Raw genomic sequence first — 25,155 nt, 5'->3', positions numbered from 1 at the left:
GCGTGCCCAAGGTGTCCTCGGTGATCGTTCCGTACGCGGTCTATCTGCGCGTGTACGAGCCGCTGGCCGCCTTCGCTGAGCCCGAGCGCACCCACTGGACGCGCTACGCCGGCCGCCCCGACCTCCCGACCTACCAGGACGAGCTGCGCCGCTCGCTGGCCGATCTGCTGCCCACCCCGCCGGTCGCGGTGCCCGTGCACGAGAGCGGCGACGCGTTCGTCGTCCAGGTGGACGGGGTGCTCTGCGTCTGCCCCTGGCGCACCCGGCTGCGCGGCTGGCTGGCTCTGACGGAGCTGGACGAGGAGCTGCCCCGGCCGGTCCTGGAGGCGGCGCTCCCCGAGGTGGTCCGCCAGGAGGCCGCCAAGGACCACGAGCGGTGGCTGGAACACAACCCCGACGCCCGCCCGTGGATCCGTACGGCCGTCTGGCAGGTGCCGCTCAACTGGTTCGTGCTCGTCTCCGACGAGGAGCGGGAGTACGAGAAGGGGACGGCGGAGGTGCCCCCCGTGCTGCGCTACCGCACCCCGATGGTGCAGGCGCGGCGCCGGGTGGCCCGGTCGCTGCGGACGCTGAAGGACGCCATGGACGAGGGGCCGCTCATCGACGGCCTGGTGGACGTGGGCCGCTGGCTCGAGGAGTTCCACCCGCGTTCGCTGGTGGAACTGGATTACGGCGGCCTGGTGCATGTGCTGCCGGCCGGTGATCTGGAGGACGATCACTCGGCGAAGGACGTGGCCGAGGGCATCGAGGCGCTGCGGACCGGGGACGGCGCTGCGGCGGGCGAGGCCTACGGGCGGCTCGTGGAGCGCTGGCGGTCGGTCCGGGAGCGGCGTTCCGCGAACTGACGTCCGCCGCGGGGAGCGGGGCCGCGGGGTCCGCGGCCGCTGTGAGCTGACGATGTGACAGATACGACAGCGCTTTCCATAGTGACCTACGTCACGGCCGTGAACCAGTGGAACAGCGTACGGTCAACCGCACTTCACGGAACTGACGGGACGTAGGTCCCGATCCGGGCTTATGTCGTAAGGGTGATGGAACGCACGTACGCGACCCTTGCGCCGCTTGCCCCTCCTCGTGCCAAAATAGGACAAGGAGTCCGGGGAGGGCTCCGTCCGCCTGCTTATGCTCCACTGTGGGGGGAAATCTCAGCATTGCAGCGCTTTGGGGGGACTGATGCCTCCTGATCGTCCTGTGACTGATCGTCACAGTGGCGTGACTGTCCGCTATGGCATGGTCCATCGGCTTCCGTCGCCGATGAACACCTGGGGGGCAATTCCATCGGTTTGGCCGACGCGGCTGGACGGATGGTGTAGTTGTAGTGCCGAGGACAAGCCGTTCGTCCTATAACCGACTCGACTCGCGTCCGCCATTTCGGGCAACGCGGGTCAAGGTGCAGAATTTAGAGGAAAGAACCGAGAAGGTTCGGTTCTCCCGAGGAGGCCGCTCATGACCGCTCGCACCCCTGATGCTGAGCCGCTGCTGACCCCCGCTGAGGTCGCCACCATGTTCCGCGTCGACCCCAAGACGGTCACGCGGTGGGCGAAGGCCGGCAAGCTCACATCGATTCGTACGCTCGGCGGACACCGCCGTTATCGCGAGGCCGAGGTCCGCGCACTGCTTGCGGGTATCCCGCAGCAGCGCAGCGAGGCCTGAACAAGTGAATAACCGGGCAACACGTCAGGTCCCCCAACCTGTTCGGACGCCCGAAACCTAGCTACAAGCGACGTGGGTCCTGCCCCAACAGGCCCCTCGCCCACACGGAACGTCGTCGATCGCGCTGGACTCCGCCGGGTCCAGCGCGATCTTTTTTGTGTGCTCGGGGCTGCTTGCGGGCGCTCGACGGGTTGTATCAGGTGGCTCTGTGCGCGGCCTTGTCGGAGTCTGGGGAGGCTCTGGGAGGGTTCCGGGGGGCATCCTCCGGAGTGGTGCAATTGCACATATAAAATTGACCAGTTGTAGGAGCCTGGTAAGAACCCGGGTTTTCAAAACTCATGCCGTGACACCCGTCACATGCCAGGAGCCTTGTTGCCTCTGACTCATGTGCGCTAGGGGAAGCTCCCGTTCCAGCTGCCCACGCAGGTAAGGCCGTTGACGCGTGCGCCGGCGCGCGGGGCGGTCGCGAGGGCTCGGGTCACGCCGTCGAGGGGCTCTCGCCTTCCACGGCCCTCTCAGGGGCCTCCGTGCCCCCTGGGGCGCCGTCCATCGCCAGCCGCAGCAAGCGGTGGCAGATCGGACAGTGGCGGGTCAGATGCCGGTAAGGGGTCGCGGCCGACAGATGTGCGCGAAGCAGTGCCCGTGTCTCGTGCCTGACCGATGCCGCCATGCCCCACCTCCCTCGGGGCCCCGCGGGAACGGGCCCCGGTTTCTGGGGTACCGGGGGAAGGGTGACGGCGTCAAGACACCGGCGGACAACGTCCGGCGGACGACGCAGAGAGCCCGGATCCGAAGATCCGGGCTCTCTGCCACTCACGAGTGAGGCCCGCGTCCCTCGAGGGGGAAGCGGGCCTCACTCTTCACTGCGGTCCTGACGGGATTTGAACCCGCGGCCTCCACCTTGACAGGGTGGCGAGCACTCCAAACTGCTCCACAGGACCAGGTTTTGCGGCACTTGATGTTGCGCTGTGCTGCGAGAAGGACTGTACAGGAGGGTGAGCCCGCCGGTCGAACTCACCCTCCGTGCGGGCGCCGTCACGGCGCCAGCGCGTCGATCGCCTTCACGATCCGCTTGTCGGAGACGGGGTACGCCGTGCCCAGCGCGTGGGCGAAATAGCTGACCCGGAGCTCCTCGATCATCCACCGGATGTCCAGGACCTGCTGGGGAACCGGCCGGCCCCGCGGCAGCTGCTCCAGCAGCCACGCGTACTCGTCCTGCATCTCGTGGACCTTCTCCATGCGGCTGGTGTCCCGCTGGACGCCGGTCGGCATCTGCTGGAGGCGCCGGTCCGCGGCCACCAGGTAGCGCATGAGGTCGGGCAGGCGGCGCAGCCCCGCCGACGTCACGAAGCCCGGCTTCACGAGGGCGTCCAGCTGTGTGCGCACGTCGGCCAGGTTCGCGAGCAGCACGGGGCTGCGTACGCCCTTCAGGCGGCGTTCACAGGCCTGCCAGGCGGCCAGGACCTGCTGCACCTGCCCGACCGTCCGCACCGTCGTGTCGACGATCTCCGCGCGCACCTTGTCGTAGAGCTTGCGGTACGACTCCTCGTCCCAGGCCGGACCGCCGAAGTCGGCGATCAACCGGTCCGCCGCCGCCGTCGCGCAGTCGTCGAACAGTGCCTGGATCGAACCGTGCGGATTCGCGGACAGCGCCAGCTTCTGGGCGTTCGTCAGCTTCTCGGATGCGAACTTTGCCGGGTTGACCGGGATGGAGCGAAGGATCAGCCGACGCGTGCCCTTCCACATCGCCTCCGCCTGCTCCGCCTCCGTGTCGAAGAGGCGCACGGACACGGTGTCCCCGTCGTCGACGAGCGCCGGGTACGCCTTCACCGGCTGGCCCGCGCGGCGGGTCTCGAAGACGCGGGTGAGCGAGCCGATCGTCCAGTCCGTCAGGCCCGAACGCTCCAGCGACTCGCCGCCCTGCCGCTCGGCGATGGCCGCGGCCGCCTGCGAGATGGCCTGCCTCGCCTTCGGTTTCAGCCGGAGCTTCAGGGTCTCGAGGTCCTTGTCCTCGGCCAGCTTGCGGCGCCGCTCGTCGACGATCCGGAAGGTGATCCTCAGATGGTCGGGGAGCCGCGACCAGTCGAAGTCCTCGGCCTCGAACGGGACGCCGACCATGCGCCTCAGCTCACGCGCCATGGTCGTCGTGAGCGGCTCCTGCAGGGGCACCGCACTGTCCAGGAAACGCTTCGCAAAGTTCGGCGCCGGTACGTAGTGGCGGCGGATCGGCTTGGGGAGGGAACGGATCAGCTCCGTGACGACCTCCTCCCGCAGGCCCGGGATCTGCCAGTCGAAGCCCTCGTCCGTGACCTGGTTGAGGACCTGGAGCGGGATGTGGACGGTCACGCCGTCCGCGTCCGCGCCCGGCTCGAACTGGTAGGTGACCCGGAACTTGAGCTGACCCTGGCGCCAGGAGTCCGGATAGTCGGCCTTGGTGACCGCTTCCGCCGACTCCCGGATGAGCATCTCCCGCTCGAAGTCCAGGTACTCGGGCTCCTCGTGCCGCTTGTGCTTCCACCAGGAGTCGAAGTGCGCGCCGGACACGACGTGTTCGGGCACCCGCTGGTCGTAGAAGTCGAACAGCGTCTCGTCGTCCACCACGATGTCCCGGCGCCGGGCACGGTGCTCCAACTCCTCGACCTCGCTGAGGAGCCGGCGGTTGTCGGCGAAGAACTTGTGGTGCGTGCGCCAGTCGCCCTCGACCAGCGCATTGCGGATGAACAGGTCGCGGGAGGTCTCCGGGTCGATCCGGCCGTAGTTGACCTTCCGCTGGGCGATGATCGGGACGCCGTACAGCGTGACCTTCTCGTCCGCCATCACGGCGGCCTGGTCCTTCTCCCAGCGCGGCTCGCTGTACGTGCGCTTCAGCAGGTGCCCGGCGAGCGGCTCGACCCACTCCGGCTCGATCCGCGCGTTGACGCGGGCCCAGAGACGGCTCGTCTCCACCAGCTCGGCGGACATGACGAAGCGCGGCTGCTTCTTGAAGAGGGACGAACCCGGGAAGATCGCGAACTTGGCGCTCCGCGCGCCCAGGTACTCGTTCTTGTTGCCGTCCTTCACGTCCTTCATGCCGATGTGCGAGAGCAGGCCGGCGAGGAGCGAGACGTGGACACTCTGTTCGGGCGCGTCCTCCTCGTTCAGATGGATCCCCATCTGTTTGGCGACCGTGCGGAGCTGTGTGTAGATGTCCTGCCACTCACGGATGCGCAGGAAGTTCAGGTACTCCTGCTTGCACATACGCCGGAAGGAGGAGGACCCCCGCTCCTTCTGCTGCTCGCGGACGTACCGCCACAGGTTGAGATAGGCGAGGAAGTCGCTCGTCTCGTCCTTGAAGCGGGCGTGCTGCTGGTCGGCCTGGGTCTGCTTGTCGGCCGGGCGCTCACGCGGGTCCTGGATGGACAGCGCGGCGGCTATCACCATGACCTCGCGCACACAGCCGTTCTTGTCGGCCTCCAGCACCATGCGGGCGAGGCGCGGGTCGACGGGCAGCTGGGCCAGTTTGCGGCCGGTCTGGGTGAGCCGCCGACGGGGGTCCTTCTCGGCCGGGTCCAGCGCGTTCAGCTCCTGGAGCAGCTGTACGCCGTCGCGGATGTTGCGGTGGTCCGGCGGGTCGATGAAGGGGAACTTCTCGATGTCGCCGAGGCCCGCCGCGGTCATCTGGAGGATGACGCTCGCCAGGTTGGTACGGAGGATCTCCGCGTCCGTGAACTCCGGACGGGCGAGGAAGTCGTCCTCGTCGTACAGCCGGATGCAGATGCCGTCGCTGGTCCGGCCGCAGCGGCCCTTGCGCTGGTTCGCGCTGGCCTGCGAGATCGGCTCGATGGGCAGCCGCTGGACCTTGGTGCGGTGGCTGTAGCGGCTGATCCGGGCGAAGCCGGGATCGATGACGTACTTGATGCCCGGGACGGTCAGGGACGTCTCGGCCACGTTCGTCGCCAGAACGATCCTGCGGCCCGTGTGCTGCTGGAAGACCCGGTGCTGCTCGGCGTGCGAGAGCCGGGCGTAGAGGGGCAGCACCTCGGTGAAGCGGTACTTCTTCTTCTCCAGCGCGTCGGACGTGTCCCGGATCTCCCGTTCACCGGAGAGGAAGACGAGGATGTCGCCCTTCCCCTCGCCCATGAGCTCTTCCACGGCGTCGGTGATCGCGGTGATCTGGTCGCGGTCGGCGTCCTCGGCGTCCTCTTCGAGGAGCGGCCGGTAACGGACCTCCACCGGATACGTCCGCCCGCTGACCTCGACGATCGGGGCTTCGCCGAAGTGCCGGGAGAAGCGTTCCGGGTCGATGGTCGCGGAGGTGATGACGACCTTGAGGTCCGGGCGGCGGGGGAGCAGCTGGGCCAGGTAGCCCATCAGGAAATCGATGTTGAGGGACCGCTCGTGGGCCTCGTCGATGATGATCGTGTCGTACGCGCGCAGCTCACGGTCGGTCTGGATCTCCGCGAGCAGGATGCCGTCCGTCATCAGCTTCACGAAGGTGGCGTCCGGGTTCACCTGGTCGGTGAACCGCACCTTCCAGCCGACGGCCTCGCCGAGGGGTGTGCTGAGTTCCTCCGCGACCCGCTCGGCGACGGTGCGGGCGGCGATCCGGCGGGGCTGCGTGTGCCCGATCATGCCGCGGACGCCGCGCCCCAGTTCGAGACAGATCTTGGGGATCTGGGTGGTCTTGCCGGACCCGGTCTCACCGGCGACGATGACGACCTGGTGATCACGGATGGCGGCCGCGATCTCGTCCTTCTTCTGGCTGACGGGGAGCTGCTCGGGGTACGAGACGGCGGGTACCCGGCCGCGCCGCAGGACCATCCGCTCCTCGACCTGTGCGACCTCCGCCTCGATCTCGGCGAGGACGGCGGCACGGGTCTCCGGCTTGCGGATCTTGCGCGCGCCTTCGAGCCTGCGCCCGAGCCGGTGCGCGTCGCGCAGGGACAGCTCGGTCAGGCGGGAGGCGAGGTCACCGAGGGCGGGGGTGCCCGGAGCGGAGGCGCCGGGAGTGGGGTGCGTAGACATACGCGATCCAGGATCTCATCTCGGCGAAAGAAGGGGCGAGTGCTTTTGGCGCGGCCCCGTCCTGCGCACAGCGACGAAAACCCCCTCCGGTCACCCGGAGGGGGTTTTCGTTCTGGTGGCTGGGGCCGGGGTCGAACCGGCGACCTATCGCTTTTCAGGCGATCGCTCGTACCAACTGAGCTACCCAGCCACGAGGTTTCACGTGAAACCTCAGCGGTCCTGACGGGATTTGAACCCGCGGCCTCCACCTTGACAGGGTGGCGAGCACTCCAAACTGCTCCACAGGACCCAGCTGTTGTGTACGACAGTGTCGCACACGGTGTTGCGTGCCCCCAACGGGATTCGAACCCGTGCTACCGCCTTGAAAGGGCGGCGTCCTAGGCCGCTAGACGATGAGGGCTATCGGCCCGCCTGGGCGCTTCTCAGCGCGTCGGGGACGTCATGAGCATATGGGATGGCGGGGGGTATCGCCAAAACGGTTTACGGGGCCGTCCTGGAAGGGGTCGCGGAGGGGCGGACGGACGGGCCGGTGGAGGGGCTGAGCGGCGGGCCGGTGGAGGGGGTCGGGGACGGACTCGGGGAGGAGCTCGGGGACGGACTCGGGGACGGTGCGGCTCCGGGCAGGTTCTCCTTCGGGAGGTGGCGGCTGACCTCGGCCGTCGTCAGGCCCAGGCCGCCGAGTTTGATCTCGTCCCAGGCCTGGAGGCGGCGGGTGCCGCGGTCGAAGTAGAGGATCGACGCCTCGATGGGGTCCGGGTACTTGCCCTCCACGGCACGCAGGCCGCTGCCGCCCGTCGAGCCCTCGACGCGCAGCCGCGTGCCCTTCTTCATGACCTCCATGTCCTCGTGGTGGAGGTGGCCGGCCAGGACGAGTGGCACCTCGCCGTCCGTGCCCCGGGCGGCGGAGGGCTCGTGGGCGATGGCCACGTCCGCCGGGGTGCCGGCGTCCCGCTGGGCGCGCAGGGCCTGGGCCAGCCGGGCGCCCGCCGCCTCCTGGGACTCCTCGGCGCCGGGCGCGGAGGAGCGGTCGGGAGTGAACTGGGGGTCGCCGATGCCCGCGAAGCGCAGCCCGGCGAGAGTGACCGCGCGGCCGTCGTCGAGGACGTGCACGTTCTTCATGCCCTCGAGGTAGCGCTGGGTGACGAGCGAGTCGTGGTTGCCCCTGACCCACACGTACGGCGCGCCCAGGGTGGCGATGGGGTCCAGGAAGCCGTTCTCCGCCGCCGAGCCGTGGTCCATCGTGTCGCCGGAGTCGACGATCACGTCGACCTTGTACTGCTCCACGAGCGAGACGATGATCTTCCAGCTCGCGGGGTTGAGGTGGATGTCGGACACGTGCAGCACCCGGACCGTGGTCGGGTCGGGCTGGAAGGCGGGCAGCGTGGAGGTGACGTCGTAGAGCTTGGTCACGTTGGTGACCAGGCGGGCGAGTTCCTGCTGGTAGACGTCGAACTCGGTGACGATGCTGCGTGCGTTGCCGACGAGCGAGGGTGCGGAGGACAGCAGGCCCGAGAACCGCGGCTCCAGCACCGACTTGGGGTTCCAGGTGGCGTACGCGGTCGCGCCCGAGGCGGCCAGCAGGGTCAGGGCGAGACCGCCGGCGGCCAGGGCGCGGCGGGGCCTGCGGTAGACGGCGAGGCCGAGCGCGGTGGCACCGGAGACCACGGCGACGACCGAGCGGAGCGCGAGGTCCAGGGTGCCCTGCTCGATGTCGCGGGCGACCTCGTCCTGCAGGCCGGAGAGGCGTTCGGGATGGTCGACGAGGGCCTGCGAGCGCTCGGGGTCGAGCTGGTCCACGTTCACGTCGAGGCGGACCGGGGCGTTGTGGCTGTCCAGGCTGAGCGCGCCGAGCGGAGAAATGTTGATCTTCGTGCCGCCGGTGACGGACGGGCGCAGGGTCATCGTCGTGTTCATGGGGCCGACGGACACCCGGACGTCCCCGACGATCAGCAGGCCGAGCCAGGCGCCGATGAGGACCACGGCGGTCAGCCCGAGAGCCCGGATCCAGGGGCTGGGCCGGGCGGCGAGTTCGGGGACCGGGTTCCGGCGCCCGGCGGACTCGGGACGCTTCAGGAGTGCGGTGGGGAGGCGGGCGCGGACCATTGGTGCCCTATGCCCCGGTCCGGGCGCTGGTATGCGGACGGTCGGTGACCTCCCCCGACCGCGTCGTACCGGACAATGGTCCTGTGCTGGAGATGACGCGCGAGGAGTTCGAGGAACTGGTCGCCGAGGCGCTGGACCGGATTCCGCCGGAGTTGACGCGACTGATGGACAACGTCGCGGTGTTCGTCGAGGACGAACCGGCGGCGGACGATCCCGAGCTGCTCGGGCTGTACGAGGGGACCCCGCTGACGGACCGCGGGGAGTGGTACGCCGGTGTGCTGCCGGACCGGATCACGATCTACCGGGGGCCGACCCTGCGGATGTGCAGCACACGGGAGGACGTCGTCGCGGAGACGGAGGTGACGGTGGTGCACGAGATCGCCCACCACTTCGGCATCGACGACGCGCGGCTGCACGCCCTCGGCTACGGCTGAGCCGTACGGCACAGGGGCGCGCGTCGGCGCGTGTCTTCTTGCGGGCGCCGGGAGTTGACACGTCGACTCCTTACGCCTGCCCCGGAGGTGGCCCCGTGCGCCCCTTGTACGTACCCGTTCGTCTGGCCGCGACGGTCCTGGCCGTCGCCGCGGCCGCCGGCTGCATGAGCGTGGGACACGAGGAGGGCGATCGGGCCAAGCCGTCGCACTCGGCGGGACACCCCGGCGGTGAGGCCCCCGGCGGGGTCTCGGCGGGCTCGGGGGGCGGCCTGGGGATGGGCGCGGCGGACGGCGACGGCAAGCACGGGCACCGAAAGGGTGACAAGGGCGGGGCGAGTGCCTCGGCGTCGGCCTCGGCGGCGCCGTCGGCGGGGCGGAGCGCGCCGGCCTCGGCGGGGCCGGTGCGGCCGGGGACGAGCCACCGGCCGGGGGCGCCGACGCCGACCGGGGCGCAGCAGCCCGCGCCCACGCGCTCGCCGGACCCGGAGCCGCCCGCGCCCACGCCGGAGCCGCCGTCGCCCACGCCGGAGCCAACGGTCGCCGAGCCGTCGTCCTCGGCGCACGAGGGCGACGGAGGAGCGGCGGCGCAGCTGGTGGACCGGGAACCGGCACCGGAGGCGGGCACGCCCGCCTAGGAACAGGTGTTCCGGTCCGGGCAGGGTGTCCGTCCCGGGCGGGTGCGCCTTCCGGGCGGGACGTCCGCCGCACCTGCCGGTCGGGGTGTCCGCCCGGGCGGGTCGTCCGTCTCGCGCAGGCCCTTCGGTCCGGGTCCGCCCGGGGCCTTCCGCTCGGACCCGAGAGGGCCGCTGAGCTGCGGTGATGGGGCTCGGTTTGCCTTCGGTGGCCAGGGTGCTTATAGTGGTAGATCGTTTGATCCCATTTGCCCGGCGCCACCGCAGAGCGCGCCGTGTGGCGCGTACTCTCCCTTGCCGTGGCTGACCGCATAGAGGCGGTCGTAGTGCAATGCGACACGGAGTTGACGGGCGCGTGCCGACTTGAGACTCCGGAAGGTTTCGCATTCGCATGTCCATTTCCAGTACTGATCACTCCGTCGTGCCCGAGAACAACGACGAGCCGATCACCCTCGAGGCGATCGAGGTCACCGAGACCGTCGGGACCGCTGAGGCCATCGAGGCAGCAGTCGAGGCAGCCGTCGAGGCGACTCCCGAGACCCCCGAGGCCCCCGGACTCACCTTCTCCGACCTCGGGCTCCCCGAGGGCGTCGTGCGCAAGCTCGTGCAGAACGGCGTGACCAGCCCCTTCCCGATCCAGGCGGCGACCATCCCGGACGCCCTGGCCGGCAAGGACATCCTCGGCCGTGGCCGCACCGGCTCCGGCAAGACCCTCTCGTTCGGTCTGCCGCTGCTGGCGTCGCTGTCCGGCGGCCACACCGACAAGAAGAAGCCCCGCGGCATCATCCTGACGCCGACGCGTGAGCTCGCGATGCAGGTCGCGGACGCGCTTCAGCCGTACGGCGACGTACTCGGCCTCAAGATGAAGGTCGTCTGCGGCGGTACGTCCATGAGCAACCAGATGTACGCCCTGGAGCGCGGCGTCGACGTCCTCGTCGCCACCCCGGGCCGTCTGCGTGACCTCATCAACCGTGGCGCCTGCTCGCTCGAGAACGTCCAGGTCGCCGTTCTCGACGAGGCCGACCAGATGTCCGACCTGGGCTTCCTGCCCGAGGTCACCGAGCTGCTCGACCAGATCCCCGGCGGCGGCCAGCGCATGCTGTTCTCGGCCACGATGGAGAACGAGATCTCCACGCTGGTCAAGCGCTACCTGAGCAACCCCGTCACGCACGAGGTCGACAGCGCCCAGGGCAACGTCACGACCATGTCGCACCACATCCTGATCGTGAAGCCCAAGGACAAGGCGCCGGTCACCGCCGCGATCGCCTCCCGCAAGGGCCGCACGATCATCTTCGTCCGCACCCAGCTCGGCGCCGACCGTATCGCCGAGCAGCTCTGCGACTCCGGTGTGAAGGCCGACGCGCTGCACGGCGGTATGACGCAGGGTGCGCGCACCCGCGTGCTCGAGGACTTCAAGAAGGGCTACGTCAACGCGCTCGTCGCGACCGACGTCGCCGCCCGCGGCATCCACGTCGACGGCATCGACCTGGTGCTCAACGTGGACCCGGCGGGCGACCACAAGGACTACCTGCACCGCGCGGGCCGCACGGCGCGAGCCGGCCGCACCGGCACGGTCGTCTCCCTCTCGCTGCCGCACCAGCGCCGTCAGATCTTCCGTCTGATGGAGGACGCGGGCGTCGACGCCGGGCGTCACATCATCCAGGGCGGCGCCGCCTTCGAGCCGGAGGTCGCCGAGATCACCGGCGCCCGCTCGATGACGGAGGTCCAGGCCGAGTCCGCGGGCAACGCGGCGCAGCAGGCCGAGCGCGAGGTCTCCGAACTCACCAAGGAGCTGGAGCGCGCGCAGCGGCGTGCGACCGAGCTGCGTGAGGAGGCCGACCGTCTGGTGGCCCGCGTGGCGCGCGAGCGCGGCGAGGACCCGGAGGCGGCTGTCGTCGCGGCCGCCGAGGCGGTCGTCGAGCAGAACGCCGTGACGGAGGCGCCGGCCGTGGCCGCGGTCTCCGAGCAGCCCGCCGAGCGTGCCGCGTACGAGCAGCCGCGCCAGCGCCGCGACGAGCGGGGCAACTACGAGCGCCGTGACGACCGTCGCGACGACCGTGGCGGCCGTTCCTTCGAGCGCCGTGACAACGACCGTGGCGGTTTCAACCGTGACGACCGCGGTGGCTTCAACCGTGACCGCCGTGACGGCGAGCGCGGCGGCTTCCGCCGTGACGACCGTCGCGACGACCGCGGTGGCCGTTCCTTCGAGCGTCGTGACGACCGCGGCGGCTTCAACCGTGACCGCCGTGACGACCGTGGCGGCGCCGACCGTGGCGGCCGTTCCTTCGAGCGTCGTGACGAGCGTCCCGCGGGCGGCTTCAACCGCGACCGTCGTGACGACCGCCGTGACGACCGTCGCGACGAGCGTCCCTCCGGCGGCTTCCGCCGCGACGACCGCCCCTCGGGCGGCTTCAACCGCGACCGTCGTGACGAGCGTCCCTCGGGCGGCTTCCGCCGCGACGACCGGCCCACGGGCGGCTTCAACCGCGACCGTCGTGACGAGCGTCCGTCCACCCACCGTGGCAGCGACCGTCCGTTCAACCGTGACCGCCGCGACGACCGCCCGGGCTTCCGCTCCGGCGGCCACGACCGCCCGTTCGGTCGCCGTGACGACCACCGTGGCACCGGCTCCGGCTCCGGCTCGGGCTCCGGCACGACCGGCCGCCGCGACGACAAGCCGCGCTGGAAGCGCAACGGCTGACGTCGGCCCAGGCGAGTGAACGCCGTGGCCCCCACCGCACACCGGTGGGGGCCACGGCGTTTTCGTCGAGGGCGCTTTCTGGCCAAGTTGTGACGTGTGTCACGACTCCGGCTGGGGAATTGCTGGGGGCATGACAGATGACGGCACAGCGGGCCGGCAGTCTCCCGGGAAACTCTCGGACGAAGAGCTGCTGGCCGAACTCGGTTACACCCAGGTCCTCGCCCGCCGCATGTCGGCGTTCTCCAACTACGCGGTCTCCTTCACGATCATCTCGGTCCTGTCGGGCTGTCTGACGCTGTACCTGTTCGGTATGAACACGGGCGGTCCTGCGGTGATCACCTGGGGCTGGGTCGTCGTGGGGCTGATGACCCTCTTCGTCGGCCTGTCCATGGCCGAGATCTGTTCGGCGTACCCGACCTCGGCGGGCCTGTACTTCTGGGCGCACCGGCTGGCGCCCCCGCGATCGGCGGCGGCCTGGGCCTGGTTCACGGGCTGGTTCAACGTGCTGGGCCAGGTCGCGGTGACGGCGGGCATCGACTTCGGGGCCGCGTCCTTCCTCGGCGCCTATCTGAACCTCCAGTTCGGCTTCGAGGTGACACCCTGCCGTACGGTCCTGCTCTTCGCCGGGATCCTGGTGCTGCACGGGCTGCTGAACACCTTCGGGGTGCGGATCGTCGCCCTCCTCAACAGCGTGAGCGTGTGGTGGCACGTGCTGGGCGTGGGCGTCATCGTCGGCGCGCTGGCCTTCGTCCCCGACGAGCACCGTTCGACGTCCTTCGTGTTCGGCGAGTTCGTGAACAACACCGGCTGGGGCAGCGGCGTGTACGTCGTCCTGCTCGGCCTGCTGATGGCCCAGTACACCTTCACCGGGTACGACGCCTCCGCCCACATGACCGAGGAGACGCACGACGCGTCGACGGCCGGCCCCAAGGGCATCGTGCGGTCCATCTGGACCTCGTGGATAGCGGGCTTCGTGCTGCTGCTCGGCTTCACCTACGCCATCCAGTCCTACGACGCCGCGCTCGCCTCCCCGACCGGCGCGCCCCCCGCCCAGATCCTGCTCGACGCGCTCGGCGCGACCGCCGGCAAGCTGCTGCTGCTCGTGGTGATCGGCGCCCAGCTGTTCTGCGGGATGGCGTCCGTGACCGCCAACAGCCGCATGATCTACGCCTTCTCACGGGACGGCGCGCTGCCGTACTCGCACATCTGGCACACGGTCAGCGCGCGCACCCGCACGCCCGTCGCGGCGGTCTGGCTGGCGGCCGGCGGCGCGCTGCTGCTGGGCCTGCCGTATCTGATCAACGTGACCGCGTACGCGGCCGTCACCTCGATCGCCGTCATCGGCCTCTACATCGCGTACGTCATCCCGACCCTGCTGCGCCTCCGCAAGGGCGACGCCTTCGCGCGGGGGCCGTGGCACCTGGGCCGCTGGTCGAGGGCGATCGGCGTGGTGTCGGTGGTGTGGGTGGCCGTCATCACCGTCCTGTTCATGCTGCCCCAGGTCTCCCCGGTCACCTGGGAGACCTTCAACTACGCCCCGATCGCCGTCCTCGTGGTGCTGGGCTTCGCGGGGGTGTGGTGGCAGGTCTCCGCCCGGAAGTGGTTCCTCGATCCCGCGCACGAACGGACCATCGCGCGCGAGGCGGCACGGGCGGGGGCACCCGCCGAACTGCCGGAGCGGTGACCGGTCCCCCTCGCTTCGCGTCGCCCGGCGCGCCCGTGTCTCCGATACCCGATCGGAGACACGGCCACGTCCGGCTATGCTCGGGGAGGCAACATCGCCTGGGCCCTTAGCTCAATTGGCAGAGCAGTGGACTTTTAATCCATTGGTTGTGGGTTCGAGTCCCACAGGGCCTACCGGCGGCAGGCGGGGGAAACCCCTTTTGCCTGCGACGCGGCGCTCGGGTCGACCTCGGTCGACCCGAGCGCTGTTTCCGTTCCGGGCCGTACCGCTCGCGGCGCGGCAGGGCGGGCGGGGCGCGGTGCGGCGGTGGGCCCGCGGATCAGTGGTCGGAGTAGCTGAAGTCCCCGATGGTCCAGGCGCTGACGTCCTCGATCGCCACGCGGTACATCCCGCCCGTCTCCGGGATCCCCACCGTGCCCTGGAGGATCCGGGCGACATGGAAGTGCAGGTGCGTGGGCGGCCCGTCCTTCTTCGGGGGGGTGTCGAAGACGGCGGAGAACTCGGCCAGCTGGGCGGAGTTCGTCAGCACCTCCGACACCCGCTGCCTCCACATGGCTTCGGTGGCCAGTCGACCGGTGATGACAGCACCACCGGTGACCACGGTCAGGGGCATCTGATTGCTGTGCCCGGACTCCACAAGGGCGGCGATGTCAACGATCAGCTCGTCAGGCTTCGGCATGAGATCGCATTCTAGGCCTCACCTCGTCGCGGCGAGCGGCCGGTAGGTGATGTCTGATCGTTGCGCACGAGAAAAGCTGTTCTTGTCAGGGGAGGTATCCAGCCCCTGGTTGGTCGGTTCCGCCCGCCATGGAGGCCGGCGCAGGGCCGGCGGCCCCGAACTGCCGAGCCGGGGCAGGCGCGTGACCCGTAACGGGAGATGAACATGTCGTTGTTCGTTCGAACGGCAGCATGGTAGAAATGCCGTCATGGATGTCGCAGACCGTCTCGACCTGACCCTCCGCCTCGTGCAGGGACACGGCACGGGCCAAGGACATGACACGGGGCAGGACCGTGGGCATGGCCGGGCGCCGGGGCGGGTCTCCGTCGTCGAGCTCGCCCAGCGGCTCGGGGTCTCGGAGATGACCGTGCGCCGGGACCTGGACGTGCTGGAGCGCCAGGGGCTGGTGCGGCGGGTGCACGGCGGGGCCGTCGCCGGGCGGCCTCGCGAGGAGGGCGGCGGCTTCGAGGCCCGGCAGGCGTGGCAGGCGGCGACGAAGGACCGGCTCGGCGCGGCCGTCGCCGGACTCGTCGAGCCGGGGTCACGGGTGCTGCTGGACGCCGGGACCACCACCGTGCACGTGGCGGAACACCTGGCCGCGCGGGGCCCGTTGACCGTGGCCGTGCTCAGCCTCCAGGCCGCGCTGCGGCTGGCCGACCGGCCGGGCATCGACCTGCTGGTCGTCGGCGGCAGGTCCCGCCCGGGTGAGCGGTCGTTCGTCGGGCCGCTGGCCCTGCGCACCCTCGAGTCCCTGGCCTTCGACGTGTTCGTGATGTCGATCGGCGGGGTGCACGCCGCACACGGCTGGTCGGAGTTCTCCCTTGAGGACGCGGCCGTCAAGCAGGCGGGGCTCGGCCAGGCGGCTCGTACGGTCGCCGTCGCCGACGCGACCAAGCTGGGCGTGCGCGCCTTCAGCCAGGTCGCCCCGCTGGACGCCGTGGACTCCTTCGTCACCGACGCCGCCGCGGCGGACCCCGCCACCCATCCCGGCGGCCCGCAGACCCTGGCCGCCCTGCGGGAGGCCGGCGTCGAGACCCGGCTGGCCTGAACCCACCTCAGGAGACCCCGTGGAACCGCTGATGATCCTGGTCGCCGGCCCGTACCGTTCGGGCACCGGCGACGACCCCGCGAAGCTCGCGGCCAATGTGAGGGCGATGAACGAGGTCGCGCTCGTCCTGTTCCGCGCCGGGCATCTGCCCGTCACCGGCGAGGCGCTCGCGCTGCCCCTGCTGGAGACGGCGGGCGGCGCCGCCCCCGGCGACCCGCTGTTCGACGCACTCTTCCACCCCGTCGCCGAACGCCTGCTGGAGCGCTGTGACGCCGTGCTGCGCATCGGCGGTCCTTCCGAGGGTGCGGACCGGATGGCCGAGCAGGCCCGTGCCCAGGGCAAGCCGGTCTACGCCGACCTCGCCGACGTCCCCGACGCCCGCACCGCCGATCCCGCCGCCCACCTCCCCGAAGGCCAACGATGACCGAGCACGTCACCACCTCGCCCGCCCCCGCCCCCGCCCCCGGCTCCCGGGGCGCGCCGGCCCGCCCCGCCCCCGGCACCCCCGGCATCGACCTCCCCGACCCCCGCGGCCGTACCGGACTCGACCGCCACGGACGCGACCTCACGGGCAACGAGCGGGTCCGCGTCCTCGACGTGGAGGTCCTCGCCTGCGACTGGTCCGTCCTGCGCCGCACCACCTTCGACTACCGGCACAGCGACGGCCACTGGAGCCGCGAACAGCGCGAGACGTACGACAGAGGCGACGGGGCCACGATCCTCCTCTACGACCCCCACCGCCGTACCGTCCTGCTCACCCGGCAGTTCCGGCTGCCCGCGTACGTCAACGGACATCCGGACGGCATGCTGCTGGAGGCGGCCGCCGGGCTCCTGGACGGCGACGACCCGCGCGAGGCGATCCGCCGCGAGGCGGCCGAGGAGACCGGCCGGGCGGTGCACGACGTCGAGCATGTCTTCGACGCGTTCATGAGCCCCGGTTCGGTCACCGAGCGCCTCAGCTTCTTCGCCGCCCCCTACGACGCCTCCGCCCCCGGAGCGGACACGGCGGGCGTGGCGGCCGAGGGCGAGGACATCGCCGTCGTCGAACTCCCCTTCACCGAGGCCCTCGGCCTCGTCCGCACCGGCGCGATCGCGGACGCGAAGACCATCATGCTGCTCCAATGGGCCGCGCTGGACGGCCCGTTCGCGCCGCCCGCGGTCAGCCCACGCTGAGCCCGGTGAGGTCGGCCAGCGCCAGCGTGTGCTGGGTCTGCAGGACCTTCGCGCGCAGGTAGCGGACATTGTGCGGGGTGGTGAAGACGCCCGTCGGGACCCGGTCCTGGACGTCGATGCCCAGGTCGCGCAACTGGCCTGCCTTGTCCGGGTTGTTGGACAGCAGATCCAGGCTCGTGATGCCCAGCGCGCGCAGCATCTGGGCGGCGGCCGTGTAGTCCCGGTCGTCCTCGGGCAGGCCGAGCGCGGCGTTCGCCTCGTAGGTGTCCAGGCCCTGGTCCTGGAGGGCGTACGCGTCGAGCTTGTTGTAGAGACCGATGCCGCGGCCCTCCTGACGGAGGTAGAGCAGGACACCGCCCGTGACGGCTATGCGCTCGACCGCCTCGCGCAACTGCGGCCCGCAGTCGCAGCGGGCGGAGCCGAAGACGTCACCGGTCAGGCACTCGGAGTGCAGCCGGACCAGGGGGGTGGCGCCGGCGGCCGGCTCGCCGAGGACGACGGCGACGTGCTCCTGGCCGTCGGCGAGACCGTGGAAGGTGACCAGTTCGGCGTCGACGGAGTAGCCGTCGGGGAAGCGCAGCGGCACCCGGACGCGGGCGCGCGGGGTGGCGGCGGGGGTGTCGGGCATGCGGTCTCCCGGGTCCGGAGGACGGTGACAGGGCGGCACAGGGCCACCCTGTGCTTCAGATTTGAAGCAGATCCAACGAGCCGAGACCCTACCCCATGCTTTAAATTTGAAGCAACCGGTGTGTGGCGCCCCTCACAGGGCCCGCGGTCAGGGAGTCCCGGTTCCCGAGCAGGGCGACGAGCGCCGGCGCCACGGGAGGTCCTCGGGCGCCGTCTCGCCGTCGCCGTTCTCCTGGAACCCGCGTGCGACCTGCGTGAAGATCTCCTCCAGCTGTCCCACCTGCTCGGGGGTGAGCCGGTCGAAGAGGGCCGCGCGAACCGTCCCGACGTGGCCGGGCGCGACGTTCTCCAGCACCGTCATGCCCTCGTCCGTCAGGACCGCGACGCTGCCGCGCTTGTCCCAGCGGCAGTCCTCGCGCCGCACCAGCCCGTCCTTCTCCAGCCGGGACACCGCATAGGTCAGCCGGCTGCGGGTGATCTTCAGCCGTTCCGCGAGGTCGGTCATCCGCAGCCGCCGTTCCGGGATGTCGGAGAGGTTGGCGAGGATGGAGTAGTACAGGTGGGGCATGCCGGCCTCCTGCTGGAGCTGCCGGTCGATCGCGTCCTCGAGGAGGAGGTAGCCGGCAACATACGCGCGCCAGGCGCGTTGCTCCTCGGGGGTGAGCCAGCGAGTCGTCATGCCCCCAGTGTAAGTTTGTTTCAAACTTGAACCAAGTCCTGCCCGTCAAGTCCTGCCCGTCAGCCCTGCCCGTCACCCCACCGGAGAGCCGCGTCGATGCCGTACCCGTACGTCCTGCTGTCCGCCGCCGTCTCTCTCGACGGCTACCTGGACGACACCACGCCCGAGCGCCTGCTTCTCTCCGGCCGCGCCGACTTCGACCGTGTCGACGAGGTCCGGGCCTCGGTCGACGCCATCCTCGTCGGCGCCGGCACGATCCGCGCCGACAATCCCCGGCTCCTCGTGAACTCCCCCGAGCGCCGCGCCGCCCGCGTGGCCGCCGGGCGGCCTGCGTACCCCCTCAAGGTCACCGTCAGCGACTCGGGCGAGCTGGATCCGGCGGCGAACTTCTGGCACACGGGCGGCGAGAAGATCGTGTACACGACGGAGAAGGGCGCCGACCGGATCCGTGCGCTGGGCATCGCCGCGGACGCCGTCCCGCTCGGCCCCGAAGTGGACTGGCGCCGCCTCCTCGAACACCTCCACGACGTCCGCGGCGTACGGCGGCTCATGGTCGAGGGCGGCGGCACCGTCCACACCCAGCTGCTCCGGCAGGGCCTCGCCGACGAGCTCCAGCTCGTCCTCGCCCCGCTCTTCGTGGGCGACCCGTCCGCGCCCCGCCTCTTCGGGCCCGGCGGCTACCAGGGCGGACGGCTGCGCCTGGTGGAGTCCCGGCGTATCGAGGACGTCGTCCTGAACCGCTACGAGCCCACCGCACCCGGCACGGGACCGCTGCCCGCCGCGGCCGACCGGCACTGGCTGGCCCTGGCCTGCGCCCTCGCGGCCGACTGTCCGCCGTCGGAGACCGCCTTCAGCGTCGGCGCCGTGATCGTGGCCGCCGACGGCACGGAGCTGGCGCGCGGCCACTCCCGCGAGGCCGGCGACCCGGTCGTGCACGCCGAGGAGGCCGCCCTCGCGAAGCTCGACCCCGCCGATCCCCGGCTGCCCGCGGCCACCGTCTACAGCAGCCTCGAACCGTGCGCCCGCCGATCCTCCCGCCCGGCGCCCTGTGCCCGCCTCATCCTCGACGCCGGAGTGGGCCGGGTGGTCACGGCCTGGCGCGAGCCGGACACCTTCGTCACGGACGCGGACGGAACCGGTCTGCTGGCGGGCCGGGGCGTCGACGTCCTCGTGCTTCCGGAGTACGAGGAGCGGGCGAAGGAGCCGAACCGCCACCTCCTCTGAGGCCGCCGGGGCCCCGGTGATCAACCGATGTGCTTTCTGCCCCGCCGATGGCGTACAGTTGTGTTCATCGCCGCGGGGTGGAGCAGCTCGGTAGCTCGCTGGGCTCATAACCCAGAGGTCGCAGGTTCAAATCCTGTCCCCGCTACTGATGAACCGAAGGCCGGAATCCGAAAGGGTTCCGGCCTTCGGTGTTTTCGTCGCGCATCCCATCCCCTTACTGCCGGTGACCGGGCGACCGCCCTGCGCATTACAACTGAGTTACCATCACCACTCCTATGACTGACGGGGCGTTTACGGGGCATGGCGGGGGGCGGTCAACTCGCCCGTTTTTCACCGCTGGTGGCCTAAAAGTCCAGGCCGGGAATGATGTTGATCAAGAGGAACGGCTTGGAAACCCACCCCCGGGTCTATTAACGTTCGATAACGCAGCGCGGTCGTCCCAGCCGGCACCAGAGTCGGCTCCGTGCGGCACGTGCCGAATCCCGCAAGGGAACCGGGGAACCACCACCTTGGGGTGAATCACGCGGAAGCCGTCGTGAACTCGCAGAGTCCACGACCGGTATACGCGCGTAGGAGACCTTCCCGCTCCGAACCCGTCAGCTAACCCGGTAGGCGACGGAAGGAAAGGAGTGCGCCCGCGTGGCGTCCAACCCGCCTGCCCCCGAGGCCCCGTACGCGCCCAGCCAGCCGTCCACCGACACCTTCGGCTACGGCGGCTATCGCACCGACGAGGGACCTTGGGAGGAGTGGAACCCCACCGCGGAGTCCACTCGCCCGGTACGCGGCAAGCACCGCGTCGCCAAGCAGCGCGGCGGCGGATTCGCCCGCAGCTCCACCGTCCTCGGTGTCGGCGTCATCGCCGCCGTCAGCGCGGGTGGCATGGCCAGCGCCAACACCGGCAAGGCCCCGGTCTCCATCTCGATGCCGGACCTGCCCAACGTCGGTTCGCTCATCTCCGACGACGACGAGCCCGTCCAGGAAGCCGCGCCGGCCCTCGCCGGCTTCGGCTCCGAAGCCGCCCTGGACACCGAGGAGAGCGCCGCCGACGCCGGCGAGGCGCTGCGCAGCCGGATCATGGCGCAGGCCGAGTCGCAGCAGTCCCAGGTCGAGGTCAAGGCACTCGCCGCAGCGGCCGAGGCCGAGGCCGACGCCGCCGCCAAGGCCGAGAAGGAGGCGGAGGCCAAGGCCGCCGCCGCGAAGAAGAAGGCCGCCGAGGAAGCCGCCGCGAAGGCCGAGGCCGCGCGCCTGGCCGAACTGGCCAAGCAGTACACGCTGCCGACCTCCTCGTACACCATCACCTCGACCTTCGGCCAGGCCGGTTCCCTCTGGTCCTCCGGCTACCACACGGGTCTCGACTTCGCCGCGCCGACGGGCACCCTCATCAAGGCCGTCCACAGCGGCACCATCACCGAGGCCGGCTGGGCCGGTTCCTACGGCTACCGCACCATCCTGACCCTGGACGACGGCACCGAGCTGTGGTTCTGCCACCAGTCGTCGATCAGCGTCAGCGTCGGCCAGAAGGTCGCCACCGGTGATGTGATCGGCCGGGTGGGCGCGACCGGGAACGTCACCGGGGCCCACCTCCACCTCGAGGTCCACCCGGGCGGCAGCGCCGACGGCATCGACCCGGCGGCCTGGCTGCGCGGCAAGGGCCTCAACCCCTGAGCCGCCCGTCCGGACACCCCTGATGCACCCCGCAGCCCTGACGCCCTCCGCGTCGGGGCTGCCGGTCCGTGCCAATCCGCTGGGGCTGATCCGCTGTGCCGGGCACCCCGTTCGGCTGTGCTGTTCACATGTTCTTCGCGTCACGCGCGGAATGGGCGGACCGTCGGCTTCCGTTGAGACCGAGCATGACGTCTCTTCGCACACTCGGCTCCTCCGACCTCGAGGTCTTCCCGCTCTCCCTCGGCGGCAACGTCTTCGGCTGGACCGCCGACGAGGCGGCCTCCTTCGCCGTACTCGACGCCTACGCGGCCGCCGGCGGGAACTTCGTCGACACCGCCGACTCCTACTCGTCCTGGGTCGAGGGCAACAGCGGTGGTGAGTCCGAGACCATCATCGGCAGCTGGCTGAAGGCCCGGGGCAACCGCGACGACGTCGTGATCGCCACCAAGGTGAGCCAGCACCCCGAATTCCGCGGCCTGTCCGCCGACAACATCAAGGCCGCCGCCGACGCCTCGCTCCGCCGTCTGGGCACCGACCACATCGACCTCTACTACACGCACTTCGACAAGCCCGAGGTGCCCGTCGAGGAGATCGTCGGCGCGCTCGACGAGCTGGTGAGGGCGGGCAAGGTACGGCACATCGCCGCCTCGAACATCTCGCCCGAGCGCCTGCGGGAGTCCCTGGAGTTCTCCGACCGTGAGGGCCTGGCCCGGTACGTCGCCCTCCAGCCCCACTACAACCTGGTCTCCCGCGACACCTACGAGGGCGCCCTCCAGGACGTCGCCGGCCGCTTCGGGCTCGCCGCCGTCCCGTACTTCGCGCTGGCCGCCGGCTTCCTCACCGGCAAGTACCGGCCCGGTACGACCGTGCAGAGCGCCCGCGCCGCCGGCGCCGCCAAGCACCTCGACACGGAGCGCGGCCGGAACGTCCTCACCGCCCTGGACGAGATCGCCCGGGCCCACGACAGCCAGATCCCCACGGTCGCTCTGGCGTGGCTCGCCGCGCAGCCGACGGTGGCCGCGCCGATCGCGTCCGCGCGGACGGTCGAGCAGCTGCCGGCGCTGCTGGCGGTGGCCGAACTGGAGCTGACGGCGGAGGAGATCACCCGGCTGACCCGGGCCTCCGCCTGACCTGTCTCGTCCCGGCCCGCCCTACTGGTGCGGGCGGGGCGCGGGGTACTGAGCGGGGTAGCCCACCGGATGACCGGGTGCGGATCCCTGCGCTGGAGCATGCACGGGACCGGTTCCGGGACCGGTTCCGGGACCGAGTACGGGGCTGTGCACTGCGGGATACCCGTAGCCGTACCCGTACGACTGCCCCGCCGGAGCTCCGTACGACTGTCCCGCCGGATTCCCGTACGCCGGCCCCGCTGGGTGCGGGAACCCGGCGAGGTGGCTCTGCCCGTGGGCCGGGCCCGGGCCGTGCCCGTACGCCCCGTACACCGGCCAGGGCGGCGCGGTCACCCGTACCGGCGGGGCCGTCATCCGGGCCGCGTGGTCGAGCGCGGGCCGGGCGACGTCCCTCCGCCTCAACAGTTCGTTGAGCAACTCCCGCTCGCGTACGAGGAAGTCCGCGCCGGCCCGGCCCTTTCGGCCGCGGTGCCGCAGGAACGCGAGCGACGTCGCGTACGCCTCGTACCGCGCCACCTCCCGTGCCGCCGGTTTGCCCAGGTGGCGACCGGCGTACTCCCGGGCCAGCCGCCGGGCCCGCATCGAGCCGAGCGCGTACGGCTCGGCCGGAGCGAGCCAGCCGGCGGCCGCGTAGGCGGGCAGTTCCTCGCGCACGGTGCGCAGCTCGCGTTGCCGCGTCCACACCACCAGCCAGGTCAGCAGCCCGAACGCGGGCACCATGAACGCCGCGTACACCGCGAAGAAGCCGAACTCGCCGAACGACGATGAGCCGTTCCACAGGGCGTGCATGCCCATCGCGAGGAGCAGCCCGCACAGCGGGACCAGCACGCGCCGCAGGTGTTGACGGTCCCCGAAGAGCGCGGCGACGCCGAAGCCGATGCCGGTCAGAACGGTGAACAGGGGGTGCGCGAACGGCGACATGATGACCCGCACGAAGAAGGTCGCGGCGGTGACGGAGGCGATGCCCGTGTCGCCCGTGAGCTGGTCGGTGCCGAAGGCGGTGCCGAGGTAGAGGATGTTCTCGGTGAACGCGAAACCGGTGGCGGTGACCCCGGCTATCACCACGCCGTCGACGATCCCGGTGAAGTCGCGCCTGCGGAAGAGGAACACCAGCAGGACGGCGGCGGCCTTGGCGGACTCCTCTACGACCGGCGCTATGACGGTCGCTCCGAGGGTGTCCGCGCCGGACGGGTCGGCGGTCGCGGTGGCTATCCACCGGGTCGCGAAACTGTTGGCGATGATGGCTATCAGCGCCGCCGCGCACGCGCCCCAGGCGAAGGCGAAGACCAGGTTCCGCCAGGGTCCCGGCTCGACCCGGTCCAGCCACCGGAAGGCGGCGACCAGCAACGGCACGGGCAGCACGGCCAGGCCGAGCCCCACCAGGAACCCTTGCGTACCGGTCTGTTCGCGCACCAGCGCGAGGATGACCAGGCCGGACAGCGCGAGCAGGGTGATCAGCGCCCCGTACCGCACCCACCTGTGCTGCCACCAGTGAGCGTGCCGGAGCACACCGTCCTCGGGCGGGCCGCCGGGATGCGGCGGACAGGGCGGAAACTGAGGACTGATGGCCACGGCATCGACCCTAACGAGGGAGAGGACTGTGGTGGAGGTGCAGGTCGGTCGGTGATCCTTGGCTGATGTTGTCGGCCGACCCCTTGTGCGGTCAGCGATTCCCGGGCCGGACGCGGTGCTGTACGCGACGGAAGAGCAGATCGTTCACGACGTGACCCTTGTCCAGCCCCTGTCCCTCGAAACGGGTCAGCGGCCGGAAGTCGGGCCGTGGCGCGAACCCGCCGTCGGCCCGGGTGTTCTCGAAGGCGGGGTGCGCGGTCAGCACCTCGAGCATCTGTTCGGCATACGGTTCCCAGTCCGTGGCGCAGTGCACGATCGCGCCCGGTTTCAGCCGTGTCGCGGCCAGGTCGAGGAACTCGGGCTGGATCAGGCGCCGTTTGTGGTGGCGCTTCTTCGGCCAGGGGTCGGGGAAGTAGACGCGCAGCCCGTCGAGCGAATCCGCCGGCAGCATCTCGCGGAGCAGGATGATCGCGTCGCCGTTGGCCACCCGGACGTTGGTCAGCCCGGTGCGGTCCGCGAGATTGAGCAGATTCCCCTGGCCCGGTGTGTGCACGTCCACCGCGAGGATGCCGGTGTCCGGGTCGGCGGCCGCCATCTGCGCGGTCGCCTCACCCATGCCGAAGCCGATCTCCAGCACGACGGGGCGGTCGTCGCCGAACAGCTCGGCCAGATCGACGAAGTGCCCGTCGATGTCGAGCCCCCACTTGGCCCACAGCCGCTGCAACGCGTCCGCCTGCCCGGCCGTCACCCGGCTGCGGCGGGGCTGGAAGCTCCGGATCCGCCGCTCGAAGTGCGACCCGGCGGGGTCGGCCTTGGGCCCGTCGGGAAAGCGGGGCTCCCCCTTGGCCCGGGTGTGCCGAACGGACTCGCCCGGGTGGTGCTCGCCGCCGGGAAAGGGCTGGGGGACTTCGGGGGTGCTCACGGAATCAGACACAGTGAAGTCGATTTTACGGGTCGGCTCCAGGTGCCTGCCGCGCCCGGCAGCCCGGTCTGCGGTCCGCTGTCGAGGCGAGCGCGGTTCCGGACCGGGAGCCCGGCGCTTCGGTCCGGCGTCGAGCCGAGCGGCGGTACCGGACCGGGTGCCCGGCCCCCGGCCCCCGGCCCGGCG

Annotated in this window: 20 protein-coding genes, 6 tRNA genes and 1 riboswitch; of the genes, 14 read left to right on the top strand and 12 right to left on the bottom strand. The window is 70.8% G+C overall.

Features of this window, described 5'->3' with window-relative positions; translation table 11 throughout:
* The first annotated feature begins 2 nt into the window (after positions 1 to 2).
* Both QF030_RS20720 and bldC read left to right on the top strand, forming a co-directional pair.
* Positions 3 to 845: a hypothetical protein gene (locus QF030_RS20720; RefSeq protein WP_307164155.1), complete on the top strand. Its 843-nt coding sequence runs from the start codon at positions 3 to 5 to the stop codon at positions 843 to 845.
* Between the two features lie 601 nt (positions 846 to 1,446).
* A complete protein-coding gene (bldC, locus tag QF030_RS20715; RefSeq protein ID WP_003949541.1) occupies positions 1,447 to 1,653 on the top strand; it encodes a developmental transcriptional regulator BldC in 207 nt (68 codons plus the stop codon).
* 478 nt (positions 1,654 to 2,131) lie between these two features.
* On the opposite strand, the gene QF030_RS20710 is transcribed toward bldC, so the two are convergent.
* The 7 genes from QF030_RS20710 to QF030_RS20680 form a co-directional block, all read right to left on the bottom strand.
* Positions 2,132 to 2,323, bottom strand: coding sequence for a DUF6274 family protein (locus QF030_RS20710; protein ID WP_307164154.1), 192 nt, complete (start codon positions 2,321 to 2,323; stop codon positions 2,132 to 2,134).
* Positions 2,324 to 2,519: 196 nt separating this feature from the next.
* Positions 2,520 to 2,594, bottom strand: a tRNA-Asp gene (locus QF030_RS20705).
* Positions 2,595 to 2,688: 94 nt separating this feature from the next.
* Positions 2,689 to 6,657 carry an ATP-dependent RNA helicase HrpA gene (gene hrpA / locus QF030_RS20700; RefSeq protein WP_307164153.1) on the bottom strand — a complete coding sequence of 1,323 codons (3,969 nt, stop codon included), beginning with the start codon at positions 6,655 to 6,657 and terminating at the stop codon, positions 2,689 to 2,691.
* A 113-nt stretch (positions 6,658 to 6,770) separates the two neighbouring features.
* Positions 6,771 to 6,847 (bottom strand) — tRNA-Phe (locus QF030_RS20695).
* A 24-nt stretch (positions 6,848 to 6,871) separates the two neighbouring features.
* Positions 6,872 to 6,946, bottom strand: a tRNA-Asp gene (locus tag QF030_RS20690).
* A 38-nt stretch (positions 6,947 to 6,984) separates the two neighbouring features.
* Positions 6,985 to 7,057, bottom strand: a tRNA-Glu gene (locus QF030_RS20685).
* Positions 7,058 to 7,137: 80 nt separating this feature from the next.
* Positions 7,138 to 8,760, bottom strand: coding sequence for a metallophosphoesterase family protein (locus tag QF030_RS20680; protein WP_307164152.1), 1,623 nt, complete (start codon positions 8,758 to 8,760; stop codon positions 7,138 to 7,140).
* Positions 8,761 to 8,843: 83 nt separating this feature from the next.
* Between QF030_RS20680 and QF030_RS20675 the strand changes: the two genes are divergently transcribed.
* The 5 genes from QF030_RS20675 (at position 8,844) to QF030_RS20655 (ending at position 14,384) form a co-directional block, all read left to right on the top strand.
* Complete coding sequence (locus QF030_RS20675) at positions 8,844 to 9,194, top strand: metallopeptidase family protein (RefSeq protein WP_307164151.1); 351 nt, start codon at positions 8,844 to 8,846, stop codon at positions 9,192 to 9,194.
* A 95-nt stretch (positions 9,195 to 9,289) separates the two neighbouring features.
* Complete coding sequence (locus tag QF030_RS20670; protein ID WP_307164150.1) at positions 9,290 to 9,829, top strand: hypothetical protein; 540 nt, start codon at positions 9,290 to 9,292, stop codon at positions 9,827 to 9,829.
* 388 nt (positions 9,830 to 10,217) lie between these two features.
* Positions 10,218 to 12,527 (top strand): DEAD/DEAH box helicase, encoded by a 2,310-nt coding sequence (locus QF030_RS20665; protein WP_307164149.1) that lies wholly within the window; start codon positions 10,218 to 10,220, stop codon positions 12,525 to 12,527.
* Between the two features lie 130 nt (positions 12,528 to 12,657).
* Positions 12,658 to 14,211: an amino acid permease gene (locus tag QF030_RS20660; RefSeq protein ID WP_307164148.1), complete on the top strand. Its 1,554-nt coding sequence runs from the start codon at positions 12,658 to 12,660 to the stop codon at positions 14,209 to 14,211.
* 100 nt (positions 14,212 to 14,311) lie between these two features.
* A tRNA-Lys gene (locus tag QF030_RS20655) sits at positions 14,312 to 14,384 on the top strand.
* Positions 14,385 to 14,530: 146 nt separating this feature from the next.
* On the opposite strand, the gene QF030_RS20650 is transcribed toward QF030_RS20655, so the two are convergent.
* Positions 14,531 to 14,890, bottom strand: a complete 360-nt coding sequence (locus QF030_RS20650) for a hypothetical protein (RefSeq protein WP_307164147.1) — start codon at positions 14,888 to 14,890, stop codon at positions 14,531 to 14,533.
* Between the two features lie 247 nt (positions 14,891 to 15,137).
* Here QF030_RS20650 and QF030_RS20645 point away from each other — a divergent pair, with 247 nt between their 5' ends.
* From QF030_RS20645 to QF030_RS20635, 3 genes are read left to right on the top strand one after another with little or no spacing between them, the layout of a single operon-like run.
* Complete coding sequence (locus QF030_RS20645; protein WP_307164146.1) at positions 15,138 to 15,977, top strand: DeoR/GlpR family DNA-binding transcription regulator; 840 nt, start codon at positions 15,138 to 15,140, stop codon at positions 15,975 to 15,977.
* Between the two features lie 31 nt (positions 15,978 to 16,008).
* Complete coding sequence (locus tag QF030_RS20640) at positions 16,009 to 16,401, top strand: DUF4406 domain-containing protein (protein ID WP_307167635.1); 393 nt, start codon at positions 16,009 to 16,011, stop codon at positions 16,399 to 16,401.
* Positions 16,398 to 17,150, top strand: coding sequence for an NUDIX domain-containing protein (locus QF030_RS20635; protein ID WP_307164145.1), 753 nt, complete (start codon positions 16,398 to 16,400; stop codon positions 17,148 to 17,150). Before QF030_RS20640 ends, QF030_RS20635 begins: the two co-directional genes overlap by 4 nt.
* Here the strand turns inward: QF030_RS20635 and QF030_RS20630 are convergent.
* A complete protein-coding gene (locus QF030_RS20630; protein ID WP_307164144.1) occupies positions 17,137 to 17,778 on the bottom strand; it encodes a GTP cyclohydrolase II in 642 nt (213 codons plus the stop codon). The two genes, QF030_RS20635 and QF030_RS20630, sit on opposite strands and share 14 nt — an antisense overlap.
* Before the next feature lie 147 nt (positions 17,779 to 17,925).
* Complete coding sequence (locus QF030_RS20625; RefSeq protein ID WP_307164143.1) at positions 17,926 to 18,456, bottom strand: MarR family winged helix-turn-helix transcriptional regulator; 531 nt, start codon at positions 18,454 to 18,456, stop codon at positions 17,926 to 17,928.
* A gap of 96 nt (positions 18,457 to 18,552) precedes the next feature.
* Here QF030_RS20625 and QF030_RS20620 point away from each other — a divergent pair, with 96 nt between their 5' ends.
* From QF030_RS20620 to QF030_RS20605, 4 genes are all read left to right on the top strand, one after another.
* Entirely contained in the window at positions 18,553 to 19,680 is a 1,128-nt protein-coding gene (locus QF030_RS20620) for a dihydrofolate reductase family protein (protein WP_307164142.1), read from the top strand.
* Between the two features lie 71 nt (positions 19,681 to 19,751).
* Positions 19,752 to 19,825: transfer RNA gene (locus tag QF030_RS20615), tRNA-Met, on the top strand.
* Positions 19,826 to 20,143: 318 nt separating this feature from the next.
* Positions 20,144 to 20,310: riboswitch (cyclic di-AMP (ydaO/yuaA leader) on the top strand.
* A gap of 9 nt (positions 20,311 to 20,319) precedes the next feature.
* Positions 20,320 to 21,345, top strand: coding sequence for a M23 family metallopeptidase (locus tag QF030_RS20610; protein ID WP_307164141.1), 1,026 nt, complete (start codon positions 20,320 to 20,322; stop codon positions 21,343 to 21,345).
* Positions 21,346 to 21,530: 185 nt separating this feature from the next.
* Entirely contained in the window at positions 21,531 to 22,475 is a 945-nt protein-coding gene (locus QF030_RS20605; protein ID WP_307164140.1) for an aldo/keto reductase, read from the top strand.
* Between the two features lie 21 nt (positions 22,476 to 22,496).
* On the opposite strand, the gene QF030_RS20600 is transcribed toward QF030_RS20605, so the two are convergent.
* Together QF030_RS20600 and trmB are read right to left on the bottom strand one after the other, a co-directional pair.
* Positions 22,497 to 24,041 (bottom strand): PrsW family intramembrane metalloprotease, encoded by a 1,545-nt coding sequence (locus QF030_RS20600; protein ID WP_373428903.1) that lies wholly within the window; start codon positions 24,039 to 24,041, stop codon positions 22,497 to 22,499.
* 97 nt (positions 24,042 to 24,138) lie between these two features.
* Positions 24,139 to 24,981: a tRNA (guanosine(46)-N7)-methyltransferase TrmB gene (trmB, locus tag QF030_RS20595; protein WP_307164139.1), complete on the bottom strand. Its 843-nt coding sequence runs from the start codon at positions 24,979 to 24,981 to the stop codon at positions 24,139 to 24,141.
* Positions 24,982 to 25,155: the final 174 nt, after the last annotated feature.

It is taken from the genome of Streptomyces rishiriensis (assembly GCF_030815485.1).
GTDB lineage: Bacteria > Actinomycetota > Actinomycetes > Streptomycetales > Streptomycetaceae > Streptomyces > Streptomyces rishiriensis_A.
The sequence above is the reverse complement of the archived record's forward strand: the minus strand, read 5'-3'. Positions and strand labels throughout refer to the sequence as shown.